This is a genomic window from Mesorhizobium sangaii (assembly GCF_014207355.1).
GTDB classification, from domain to species: domain Bacteria; phylum Pseudomonadota; class Alphaproteobacteria; order Rhizobiales; family Rhizobiaceae; genus Mesorhizobium; species Mesorhizobium sangaii.
The window spans coordinates 16,926-28,109 of the sequence record NZ_JACHEF010000017.1 but is presented as its reverse complement, the minus strand read 5'-3'; the positions used below and the strand labels follow the sequence as shown (position 1 = coordinate 28,109).

13 protein-coding genes and 2 pseudogenes are annotated in these 11,184 nt (G+C 58.1%); 6 read left to right on the top strand and 9 right to left on the bottom strand.

What is annotated here, in order from left to right; genetic code table 11:
• Nucleotides 1–121: 121 nt before the first annotated feature.
• Both HNQ71_RS33830 and HNQ71_RS33825 read left to right on the top strand, forming a co-directional pair.
• Nucleotides 122–1,330, top strand: a complete 1,209-nt coding sequence (locus HNQ71_RS33830; protein ID WP_184879271.1) for an FAD-dependent oxidoreductase — start codon at nt 122–124, stop codon at nt 1,328–1,330.
• Between the two features lie 644 nt (nt 1,331–1,974).
• A complete protein-coding gene (locus tag HNQ71_RS33825; protein ID WP_184879268.1) occupies nt 1,975–2,178 on the top strand; it encodes a hypothetical protein in 204 nt (67 codons plus the stop codon).
• A 309-nt stretch (nt 2,179–2,487) separates the two neighbouring features.
• On the opposite strand, the gene HNQ71_RS33820 is transcribed toward HNQ71_RS33825, so the two are convergent.
• Entirely contained in the window at nt 2,488–3,249 is a 762-nt protein-coding gene (locus HNQ71_RS33820) for an NYN domain-containing protein (RefSeq protein ID WP_184879265.1), read from the bottom strand.
• A gap of 312 nt (nt 3,250–3,561) precedes the next feature.
• Here HNQ71_RS33820 and HNQ71_RS33815 point away from each other — a divergent pair, with 312 nt between their 5' ends.
• Entirely contained in the window at nt 3,562–3,732 is a 171-nt protein-coding gene (locus HNQ71_RS33815) for a hypothetical protein (protein ID WP_184879262.1), read from the top strand.
• A 555-nt stretch (nt 3,733–4,287) separates the two neighbouring features.
• Here the strand turns inward: HNQ71_RS33815 and HNQ71_RS36015 are convergent.
• A pseudogene (locus HNQ71_RS36015) lies at nt 4,288–4,533 on the bottom strand (DUF982 domain-containing protein); the annotation flags it as partial.
• Between the two features lie 184 nt (nt 4,534–4,717).
• Here HNQ71_RS36015 and xth point away from each other — a divergent pair.
• Nucleotides 4,718–5,491, top strand: a complete 774-nt coding sequence (xth, locus tag HNQ71_RS33805; protein WP_184879259.1) for an exodeoxyribonuclease III — start codon at nt 4,718–4,720, stop codon at nt 5,489–5,491.
• 5 nt (nt 5,492–5,496) lie between these two features.
• On the opposite strand, the gene HNQ71_RS33800 is transcribed toward xth, so the two are convergent.
• Nucleotides 5,497–5,637 carry a DUF1127 domain-containing protein gene (locus HNQ71_RS33800; RefSeq protein WP_246462502.1) on the bottom strand — a complete coding sequence of 47 codons (141 nt, stop codon included), beginning with the start codon at nt 5,635–5,637 and terminating at the stop codon, nt 5,497–5,499.
• Nucleotides 5,638–5,854: 217 nt separating this feature from the next.
• Between HNQ71_RS33800 and HNQ71_RS33795 the strand changes: the two genes are divergently transcribed.
• Together HNQ71_RS33795 and HNQ71_RS35780 are read left to right on the top strand one after the other, a co-directional pair.
• Complete coding sequence (locus tag HNQ71_RS33795) at nt 5,855–6,748, top strand: transcriptional regulator GcvA (protein WP_246462494.1); 894 nt, start codon at nt 5,855–5,857, stop codon at nt 6,746–6,748.
• A 358-nt stretch (nt 6,749–7,106) separates the two neighbouring features.
• A complete protein-coding gene (locus tag HNQ71_RS35780; protein WP_343068329.1) occupies nt 7,107–7,259 on the top strand; it encodes a hypothetical protein in 153 nt (50 codons plus the stop codon).
• 171 nt (nt 7,260–7,430) lie between these two features.
• Here the strand turns inward: HNQ71_RS35780 and HNQ71_RS33785 are convergent, their stop codons facing one another.
• The 6 genes and pseudogenes from HNQ71_RS33785 to HNQ71_RS35360 form a co-directional block, all read right to left on the bottom strand.
• Nucleotides 7,431–7,937 (bottom strand): hypothetical protein, encoded by a 507-nt coding sequence (locus HNQ71_RS33785; RefSeq protein WP_184879286.1) that lies wholly within the window; start codon nt 7,935–7,937, stop codon nt 7,431–7,433.
• Nucleotides 7,938–7,947: 10 nt separating this feature from the next.
• Nucleotides 7,948–8,169 (bottom strand): phosphoheptose isomerase family protein, encoded by a 222-nt coding sequence (locus HNQ71_RS33780; RefSeq protein ID WP_184879253.1) that lies wholly within the window; start codon nt 8,167–8,169, stop codon nt 7,948–7,950.
• 1,497 nt (nt 8,170–9,666) lie between these two features.
• Entirely contained in the window at nt 9,667–9,909 is a 243-nt protein-coding gene (locus tag HNQ71_RS33775; protein WP_184879250.1) for a hypothetical protein, read from the bottom strand.
• A gap of 71 nt (nt 9,910–9,980) precedes the next feature.
• On the bottom strand, nt 9,981–10,202 hold the full coding sequence (locus HNQ71_RS33770) for a DUF768 domain-containing protein (protein ID WP_184879247.1): 222 nt from the start codon (nt 10,200–10,202) through the stop codon (nt 9,981–9,983).
• A gap of 388 nt (nt 10,203–10,590) precedes the next feature.
• Nucleotides 10,591–10,758 (bottom strand): annotated as a pseudogene (locus HNQ71_RS35620) (ATP-dependent DNA ligase); the annotation flags it as partial.
• Complete coding sequence (locus HNQ71_RS35360) at nt 10,719–11,039, bottom strand: ATP-dependent DNA ligase (protein WP_343068328.1); 321 nt, start codon at nt 11,037–11,039, stop codon at nt 10,719–10,721. The pseudogene HNQ71_RS35620 and the gene HNQ71_RS35360, both read right to left, overlap by 40 nt.
• Between the last annotated feature and the right edge of the window lie 145 nt (nt 11,040–11,184).

Below are 11,184 nucleotides of genomic sequence, written 5' to 3'. Positions count from 1 at the left end.
GTCAACATCAGCAAATCACTCAAGGCAGCACCTCCTGCCACCTTGAATCACCCAACAGATATCAACTCAACAAATTAATGGGTCCTGACCCTAGTCAGAATATTTCCCGTGGGCGTAGGCCATGGCGGACAGGAAAAACGGCGAAACTTCGATGTCCGGCCGGGGTGGGGCTGACTACGACCTGATCATCGTTGGTGGTGGTCTTGCAGGTTCTTCGCTGGCCGTCGCCCTAGCAGGTCGCGGGGCCAGGATACTCATTGTTGAACAGCAGAATCCGTTCAGGGATCGCATCCGTGGCGAAGTTCTTATGCCATGGGGAAGTCTTGAGGCGCAGCGGCTGGGCATCTATGATTTGCTTGTCAAAAGCTGCGCCATCGAGGCGGGCTATTATACCAGGTTCAGGACTGGCTCACCGCCCGCGGTGCGGGATCTGCACGCCACAACACCAGGTAAGACCTGCTGTGTGACATTCCCCCATCCCGAGATGCAAACGGTTCTCTTGAATCACGCTGAGGTCCTGGGAAGCGAGGTCAGGCGCGGAAGCGCCGCCTCTGCGGTGACATTTGGAAATATGCCACGCGTTCATATCGGGAGCGATACTAAAGGTGTCTCAGCCCGCTTGGTCGTCCTAGCACACGGTCGGGATTCACGGCTGCGTTCGCTCCTTGGCTTTGAGGTCAGGCACGACCCGAAGCAACTCATTACGGCCGGCATGATACTCGAGGGCGAAGTCGATTGCTCGGAGCTACTCGTGGGCAATGCTCAGCAACCGGCGAATACGATCAACCTCTTCTATGATCCCCAGGCCGCACGGATGGTCATCGCCATGCGAATAGCGCCCGGGCGTAACCGCATCTACCTGATCTACCACAAGGACGTCCTGCCGAAACGTTTGTCCGGTCCCCGTTCGGTGGCCGAAATGGTGCGCCAGCTTCAAGCGGTAGGCGCGCCGGGGCACTGGTTTGACCGGGGACGGCAGGCAGGTCCTTTCGCCAGCTTCGATGGATCGCACCGTTGGGTCGACAGGCCCTATCGCGATGGAGTTGTGTTGATCGGCGACGCGGCCGCTGCCACCGATCCCGCGTGGGGCAGGGGGCTTTCGAGGACATTGCGCGACGTCCGACTACTAAGGGACCGATTGCTTGAGAACTTCGACTGGCGATCGGCGGCGGAGGCGTATGGCCGCGACCATGATGATTTCTACGGTCGGATGCGACAGTTGGAAGGATGGAAACAACCCTGCTGTTCGAGCGCGGGGAGGCGGCTGACCAGCGACGTGAGCATGCCTTTGCGCTTTTTGCTGCCGATCCAACACGTGTTCCCGATGTAGTCGGCCTTGGACCCGAGGCACCGTCGGATGAGCGGGCTCGTGCCCGTTATTTCGGAGAAATTTGAGATCGGCAAGATAGCTGACAGAGCCGCTTTTTGGTCAGGAACGACCGACTCAATCACCTCGCCGGATCGAACTTAGACCGAGCACCGGTCGACTGTCCTCAAAGCCAACCCGGCAGCGCGAGTTCCGCCGTGACGACGCCTTGACTGTCCGCCATCCCGCCTCCATCTCCATCAGCCGATTGACCAGCACTGGCGAGCGCGGCTCCGCACGCAGCCAATCCTAAACCTAAGTATGTGTGACCCTTACGCATATCGTATGCGGCCCAACCTCCGTAGAATAGATTAATTTCAGCTCTGTGATTATCGTTAGTCACAGCACGAAAGATAATGGGAGAATAGAACCTAGGCGAAAAAGAAGGAGAAACGCTATGACGGCGCCAATTCACACCACGTCAATGCACGCGTTGTTGAACGCTATCGGTCGCCAGCTGCAAGACAATTACTTGCCGACCGTTCGAAATCCGCTGCCAAGCGAGCTCAAGGATCTCGTTACTCAGCTAGTTGCGCTCGAAGCTGGTATGCGAGGTCCAACCGAGCCCCGCCTAATCGGTGCGCCATCGGGCCCGAAAGAGTATTCATATGAGCCAGCTACCGAACGAACAATTCGCCCGCCTACTGCTCGACAAGATTGCTGAGGCCATCACCGAGATTGAGGCAAGCAACAGCTTTACCCTAGCCACGGCAGGCCAACTGGTTACCAGAGAGGACACGATCTGGCCCGAGATGCGGGTCGCCGTATGGCAGTTTATCGAGAAGGTCTGGGACGCGCGTCGTGGAAGCTGAGGCCTTCGATCACATGCGCCCTCATTTTCCATCATCGGCAAATCGCAGGCGTCAGCTCTTGCAACCTTCTGTCTGCCAAGCGTTCAGCACGGAGTCAGAGCAGCCTATCAGAAAGCGTCGCGGTGTTTGAGCGACAAGCCGCAGCATATCGATGCTCGAGCTCTCCAGTGAGCTCGCCTGGGATGCGTCACTTATCGTGACCAGAACCTCGCCCGGGCCTGCCAAAGGACTATTAGCCGGTCGCGGTGTGCCGGAGGAGGGCTCAGGCGCACGCGTATGAGCCCGGCACACGGCATAGGGTCCACTAGATCACCCGTTCGGAGCGGCGATTTTTCGGCCTGACTTCGCCACTCTCATTCTGACGCGCGCAGTAGAATCACGCGGCCCATCGACGACAAATGGCCGTTTGAGTGCAACAAGCAGATCTCTCAACCGAACATGTCCGTAAGTTCGCGTATCGAAATCGGTGGTCCGGCTCTCAAGTTCACGTTCTAGAAGGTCAATCGGAACCCAGTCTGCGGGATGATCTACAAGCCTGGCCATAGCGCTTTTCACGACGACCTGGGCATCGCCGAGCGGCCGCAGCGGCTTCATTTTGGGATGATGAGGGCCATGCAACGGATCGAACCGCAGGTTCTCGAGATAAATGAAGCGGCTGCACGCCTGCTTGAGCCGTTCAGGTGAGCTTTCACCCCCGAAAATGTAACACTCGAGATGCTGCTCCCGAATGCGGATCGCCAGGTTGGCGAAATCGCTGTCGCTCGACACGATACAAAATCCGCCGAGGCCGCCGCAATGCAGAAGATCCATCGCATCAATTGCTAGCGCGATGTCAGCACCATTCTTGCCCCTGCCGGGAATCCCCACATGACGGGGCACGATTGCGTGCCGGACCAACGTCTCCTGCCACACCACACCTTGTGGTCCGGCGAAATCGCCATAGGCTCGCCTCACCACTAACTGGCCGTATTTTTCCATCTCTGTGATGACGCGGCCGATCGTCTTTGCCGGGACGTTGTCGGCGTCGATCAAGAGAGCGAGGCGAGCGGAGCGCTGTTCTGTGGGCACCATGGTCTCAGAGTCCTCATGTGCTTAGCGCTGTAGGGGAACTTGTCAGAGAGCGCCGGGGTGCGCTGGCGACAAATTCCGCAAGCTGCCGCTCGAGCTCACCAGTGGGCTTCCCTGACGACGCGTCGTTTTTCCGCGCTTTGCAAAATGGCAAGGGCCCAGGAAGCTGGACAATCCTGGCCCTTTCAAGTCCGTAGTCTTGGAGGTAATGCTATGCTGCATCACACATGGACATTAGCTTTTTTCAAAAGCGGGTCAATTGCAAATTCTACCGACTCCACATTTATAGGACGTTGCCAATAGGAGCATGCTAAGATGGACGATGAACCTGATAGAGTTAGCGAACCAACGACATCTGAAACGATAGCAGACATGAGTTTTAATATGGAAAGGGAGTGGCACGATGATTTTAAGCTACGAGCTGTCAAAGAGAGAATTTCCATGAAGGAACTTCAAGAGATCATACGCCTGATACAAACGCAATAGCTCCCTGTAGACAGGTAGCACGTAAAGGTATATTGAAATGACGAATCGATTTCGTCATATGAATTGTAAGTAATCTATGATTTATCTATGTAGTCAAACGTAGGAGTTTTTCACGAAAGGTCCAGACACGATCGTCGACAGTTCGCTTTCGCTGCACGGATCAATCACGCAGCCACCTCCCTCCTGTTCGATCGGAACAATCATCAAATCGACAGTGCGCCCCAACCCGTTCGGCGACGCTCGTGTTGAATTCATTCGAGGCTGATGATCGACGCAGGCGCAAAGGTCGTCATCTTCTTGAGACCGCTGATCATGCCCTCCCATCGAGGCGCGCTGTCTGCCCCTTTGAGCCAGCATTGGCTCTTCCGCTTCCTGTAGGTGAATCCGATGCAACGATCGTTGCCGACGTAGGCCAACCTGCACTCCGATGCGGTTACGCCCTTGCCATAGGGTCTCCGGGACATACTCTGCCACGCAGATCGACATTTTCGAACAAGGCCGTCTTCGGGTCGATCACTCCCATCGAGAATGTATTAGGTTCGGGATCAACGCTGCTCAGAAATTTGCCAGAGATAACAGCCTTCCTTGTCCGGAATGTAGGTTGCGAGTGCCCTCATTGTTGGAAGGCTCAACCAGAATTCCGGCCTCTCCGGCGGCTTCGACAAAACGGTTTCGCTCGTCTTCGGCCGAGCGCTCGCCTTCGAGCCCTTTTTCGGCCGTTTCGAAGGCATCGCGATGCAGCGGTGTCCTCTCCCCGGACCAATCAATACTCGCCAGGAGCGCGCATGCTTCGTGAGCAGATCGGACCGCGGGATTATGCCGTTGGCAGAGAAGAGCGACGTTATAGAATTCTCGAAGAGTTGTTGTCCATGCCGAGTTCCCCGACTTGCATTAGCGCGTTCAACGCGCAAGGTTCGGGGAGGCTGCACCATGGTGATGTCCGGAACGATTTGCCGTAATCGTCATTGTCGCGGCGGGGTCGGGCATGCTCATCGCAACGTTCAACATTAACAACGTCAACCGGCGGCTGGAAAACCTGCTTGCATGGATGCGAAAGGCAAAGCCTGACGTAGTCTGCCTGCAGGAGCTCAAGGCCGAGGACTGGGCTTTCCCGGCCGACAAGCTCGAGCGCGCCGGCTACGGCGCCGTGTGGAAGGGGCAGAAAACGTGGAACGGTGTTGCCATTCTTGCCCGCGGAAAGAAGCCCGTGCTCACCAGGAAACAACTCCCGGGCGATCATGAAGACGGGCAAGCGCGCTACATCGAGGCTGCCGTCAATGGTATCATTGTTGCCTCGATCTACGCTCCAAACGGCAATCCGCAACCGGGGCCGAAATTCGACTACAAGCTTGCCTGGCTCGGTCGACTTCATCAGCACGCGACGGTCCTGCGGAAATCGGGTGCTCCGATCGTGCTTGCTGGCGACTACAATGTCGCGCCGACTGACCTCGATATCTACCCGACAAAATCATGGGAGAACGATGCGCTGATCCAGCCCGAAAGCCGTGCCGCCTTCAAACGCCTCGTCGGCCGAAGCTGGATTGACGCCATGAGAAGGATGCACCCCAACGAACGCATCTACACTTTCTGGGATTACATGAGGAACCGCTGGCCCCGCGATGCTGGCCTTCGCCTTGACCATCTCCTGCTTAGCCCGAACCTCAAGGACCGGCTCTCAGAAGCCGATGTCGATCGAGAGGTGCGCGGCGTCGACGGCGCCAGCGATCATGCGCCCGCCTGGATACGGTTGCGAACCTAGGGCCGTCACGCCTGCCATGGCCACTTTGCACATTCCTCCCGAACTTGCGCAGGGCTCAGCCCCAAGTCTGCCAGCTGATGGTCTTCGAGTTCGGCTAACTGTTCCCTTTGGCGATGGCATTCGATCCAGCGCACAACCGATGCCATCGACCGCTCTAAATTTTCCATAACGCCATGGGCCTTCGTTTGTGGCGATGACCGCCTGGGCGTTCCAGTCAGCAGGGGGTTCAACATGTTCTCATCCTTCCAGCATCCGTGTTGACGTCTGGCGCTGAAAAGCTCCAATCTGCCCACGGGTGCAAAGCATGGTTTCTCGTGCTTGGCCCAATTTTTCTCATGACATGGTGCGAAATTGGCCCGCCGATTGCCATCACTCAATGCGCTCAAAGCCTTCGAGGCGGCGGCGCGCCACGAGAGCTTCACCAGGGCGGCGGACGAACTTTCCGTGACGCAAGGCGCGGTGAGCCATCAGGTGAAGGCGCTCGAGCTCGAATTGGGCATCAGGCTGTTCGATCGCGAACGTCAAAAGCTGAGCATCACACGGGCCGGTCTCTCCTATCTGGAGGTGGTGCGTGATGCCTTCGACCGCATAGCTCTCGGCACGCAACGCATCCAGCATCTATCTCGGGCCGGAGCGCTGACGGTCAGCACGTCGCCCGACTTTGCCGCCAAGTGGTTGGTAAATCGCCTTGGCAGGTTTGCTGAGACGCACCCCGACATCGATCTCAGGATTTCCGCAACCATGCATCACGTCGACTTCGCAAGAGAGGACGTCGATCTGGCCGTGCGACATGGTGACGGCAATTGGCCAGGGCACGATGTTGTCCGCCTGTGCTCCGAGCAGCTATTCGCGGTCTGCAGTCCCAAACTTCACCAGCGGATGCGCGAGCCGTCCGACGTGCTGACGTTTCCATTGCTACATCTTGATGACCGAAAAGACTGGTCGGAATGGTTCGAGGCCGCTGGCGTGGTCGGTGCCGAACTCTCCCACGGACCGGTCTTGAACCGTGCCAGCATGGTCATAGATGCCGCTGTTGACGGCCAGGGGGTCGCACTCGCCCGCACCACGCTCGCGGCTTGGGACCTCATCAACGGGCGCCTCGTAAGACCATTCCCCACGGCTCTGCGATTGTCCAAGACCTACTGGATCGTCTGCCCCAAGGCGACGTCAATGCTCCCCAAAATCGCGACATTCCGCGGCTGGTTGTTGGCCGAGGCCGCCGATGATGAGCGGCGGCTAAAGAGGCTCGGTCCGTAGGATCAACGTCTTCCGGATCGCGATGGTCATTTCCACACCTGCATTCCGCCTTGACGAGCATATTGTGCTTGGTTCCTTGCTCAGCCGATGGTGCGACATAGCAATAATTGAGGAAACGCTGGTGCTCAGGGTGATCAAATCAATTGAGCTGCCGTCTTCCGTCGGCAGCTGGGCCGCCACACCAACGCCCGTAACAACGACCGTAAGGCTGCGCCTGACGCGCCAGCCAAGATGGCGCGTGCAAAGCGGAAGGCCAATTGACCCGCCTATCGATCGCCGAAGAGCTTGAGAGCGCGGCGGACCGCATCGCGGCCATGTCGCGGTCGGATTTACAGATCATCCTGCGACGCGCTGCCTGATGCTCCGCAACGTCGCTGGTGTGCCGCTGGAGCCGGCGACCGAAGACTCGCTCAATTCCATAGCCGCCGAAGTGAAGATCGGCCGGTCGGACCTCATTCAAACCGTGCTGCGGGAGTGGCTGGAACGAACGCCTGTCTGCCGGTCCGGATGATCGACGAGGAAAACGAGACGAACGGGCGCGCGTAGGCAACCGAAGAATCGACGATCAGACGTATTTCTATATTAGCGCCTGCGAATGTTATATGATCGACTGTGACGACATCGGTCGCGCCTCTCGGGGACCATTCGAGTGCTTGCGGTCGGAACACGACACATGGTGGGGTTAGCAGGCGTGATAGCCACGGCTGCGGCGCTGGAGGATGGTTCTGCGTTCGGACACAGTGCGCATGATGGCAGTTGGACCTATCCACCGGCCTGCTGTCACGGCGATCCGGTGACGGGCGAATGCGGTAAGATCCCCAGCACAACCGTGACACCACGACCTGACGGCTACGTCATAATCTTGAGCCCGGGCGACCACCACAGGGTGACCCACCAGAACCGATATTTCGTGCCCTATGACGAGGTAATTCCGTCTGGCGATGAAAACTTTCACATCTGCTTGCATCCGACGGAGGAAGACGAAAACTGCTTCTTTGCGCCGTCTGAAGCGATGTAGCCGGGTAGCCCTAACGCTTACCTTCGGCGTGATCGTCTCGACCCGCACCTTGTCGCCGATCTGCTTGGCGAGATCGAAAGCCTTTTGCTTGTCCTTGGTGGTCAACACGGTCCGCCAATGCGGCTTCTCGAAAACGCTCACCACGTAGGTTGTCACGGGCTTGTCGGTCATCCGCTCCTCGTCAGCCCGCCAAGCCGCCTTCGCGGTGCAGCATGGCATCGGCGATGACTCCGAACACGGGTCCGACCTCCTCGCTGATTTCATCGGTCCGGATGCCTTCCTTGTCTGCGGCTTTCATCGCCTGGTCGGCAAGGTCGCTGATGGCGGCCGGATCGTCGGTCAAGGCGTTCGGCAGGTGCTCTGCCATCCATTTTTCGAGGAAGTCGATCCCGCGCTTGCTCATCTCGCCACAAGCTCGCTGACCGGCTTAGGTTCCGTCGTCGCGAAATCCTGCAGCGTGACATGATCGGCATGGCCGCTTGCCTCCTGAGGGCCGGGCATGGGCGCCTATATGGCTGTTTCGCTAGCGCTTCTCGAACGTCGGCTTCCAGTCGCGGTTCCCGCTCCCGTCTGCGACCTGTATCATTTTAATACAATCCCCAATTGCTAGACTCTCGCCGTGCGCAGGCAGTTAGTGCAACTCGTCAGGCCATGGAGGGGAGGCCGCGGCGGGAGGAGCAACGATGGCGGTGCAAAAAGAAGACTATCGAACGAATAGAGCCGACTATGTGATTGCGGCGAAGCGTGGCCAAGCTACCACTGATGACGGCGTTCGAGCTGAGCTAGTGGCAATAAAAAAGAAGTCCCTTTGGCTGAAAGACCGGCGATCCGCCAAATTGGCTGCAAACCCGGCGGAAAGTTCGCCAGGACCTAAAGGCAGACCGCGCGTTTAGTTGTCTCTGGTCAGAAAGCGGGCTTCTCGTATCAGCGAACGCAAAAAAAGCCTCGCTGCTCCTTTTCGCGAAGCGGCGAGGCCCCCAAGTTTTGCCCCCAACATTTTGGTAGGCTAAGAATCATGTGTCGTTTGATCAACTTGGAGATTGGGCGTATGCGGCACCTGCAATGGAAGTAGGGTCCGCGCCGCATCGCTAGATTTCAAGGATGCATGAAATCGCCTATAGTTCGCTAGCCGGCGCGGTCCCCCAACCCCCCGCCCCGGTCAGGCCCGACAATTCTGCTGGCCATCAAGCCGTGGAGAAATGCCGGGCCGCCTTAGTTTTGATGCCGGAACGTATCCCCTATTTGCGGCGTTGGCCGTTGCAAGGAGAGCGTGTCCGTATGGCCGACGACCCAGATAAACCACAATCAAGGGACGGCCCGGTCATTCAGCGCTTAATCAGGGAAACAGGGATCACGGCAGAACAGGCACGTGACCTCATTAGCCTATTGGGCGAAAGCAATTGGTCGTCACTCATGCGAGAGGCCAGGCTGTTAAAGGCGGGCCGCTAGATCAAGCCCACGCCGCGCCTCGCGAGCGCCTAAGCCCGGATGGTTCCGCGATCACACCATAGGCCTCTGCATCTCGGTTATATTAGCTTGTGCTTGTGGAACTTTTCCGCCTGGGCCAGCGTTCTCCACCCCAACAATTTGCCCAACAGCGCGAAGCGGGAAGTGAGGGGGGCATGAGCAACTTAGGCTTATGGGTCGTATTCGCTACTGCGACCATCGCGATCATCTACCTGTTGTCGTATGTCTCGATCACAATAATGTAGGGGCAGCGCCGCCCGGCCGCGTCTCTAAGAGTAAATGGCCGGTGCGGTTGGGCTCTTTGGAGTGGCGGACCACACCGGCCACTGCGGGTTTGGTTTGGACGTCCCCCGCGCTGCCTAAACTATGAGCATATTAGCAATCGCGCAATTAAGCCTATTGGCTGGACTAAGACTGAAGTCCCAGTTCTGCGCTACCCAACCGTAGGAGGCCGCACCGGTCCTGTGGTGTTCCACTGGATGAACTCGACTTCCTTCCCGGTCACGTCCCGCACGGTCTTCAACAGCGCTTCATGCAGGACACGCGTAGAGCGGTAGTGGTCGCAATGCGGCGATATGAACGGCTTAACGATGCTCCTGTGCAGCGCTTCCGCTGCCACAAGAAAGCGCTCGATTTCAGCCTGCGATAACTGCTTGGATGGTTTCGATCTGGCCATTTGGCGATCTCCGTTTGAAGGGTCGCCGCAACGGAGGATTATATTCCTCGCCTCGATCTCGCTGGCAAGGGCTATTCGGGCAAGCCAGGCTCATAATGCACGATTGCATCCAAGATCGTGTTGTAGACGCTAACGGTCTCCTCCTCGATCTCGGTGCTGCTGATGCCGAGCGCCCTGGCGTCTGAAAAGAGCTTCTGGGTCAATTCCGCGACTGAGATGATGTCGGCGCCGACCGTCTCCATGACGTTGTTGGAAATCCATTTGTGCAGGAAGTTGACGCCGCGTGTGCTCATCTCGCCATAAGCTGGCGAGTGGTATTAGGTTCCTTCCTCCCGAATCCTGTAGCGAGGCATGGCGTAGGTCATCCTCGCCCCGCAGGTGCTTCACACGTCCGATCAGCCCCGGCTTCACCCATTGCGTTGCCGGCCGCGTCATGCCCTTGGGCGGCGGTCCGGCGTGTTCCTGGACGCGCTTCCATAGCCGCTCGCGGATCGCTCGGCTGGAATTAATGAAAGCCGAGCCGACATAGCGGCCGGTGCCCCGCTCAGCCATAAGGGCAAAGGCTGGTTTGCCTGCCTCGCGCTCGACGCCGAGAAGTTCGTATTCATCGATGGAATAGCACTTGGCTTTGAGCCAGTTCGTTGATGGTCCAGAGCGGTATCTGCTATCCCTGCGCTTCGAAACCATGCCCTCGAGCCCTGCTTGGTCGACCAGACGGAAGATCGCTTTGGCGTCACCCGGCAGCGCCTGGCTGAATTGGATGCGGCCACCTTCCGGGATCATCTCGGCCGGGATCTCGCGGCGGTCCTCTAGCGGCATGTCGTGGAGGTCGTGGCCGTTAAGGTGCAATAGATCGAAGGCGACGAAGTAAAGGTCGTGCTGCCGGCGGGTGATTGCCTTGCGCAGTGCGGCGAACCGGCCTCATTGGTGACGATCACCTCGCCGTCGATGATGGCATCCTCGACATCGAGCTCGCCCGCGGCTTTGGCAAGGTCGCGATATTCGGATGTCCAGTCGAGACCGCGGCGGGTGAATATCCGCGTGCCGTCGTCGTCGATGATCAACTGCGACCGGTAGCCGTCGAACTTGACCTCATGAATCCATCCGTCGCCCTCGGGTGGCTTTTCCACCAGGGTTGGCTCGGCGGGATGAACTTCAAACGCATGCACTGACTCGCAAAACCGCGATTCAATAAGCACGTGCTAAAATGGTTCCGGAAAAGAAAAAAGCCCGCCGCCTTTCGGCAGCGGGCCAGTCTGTGGCAATCACTGGGGG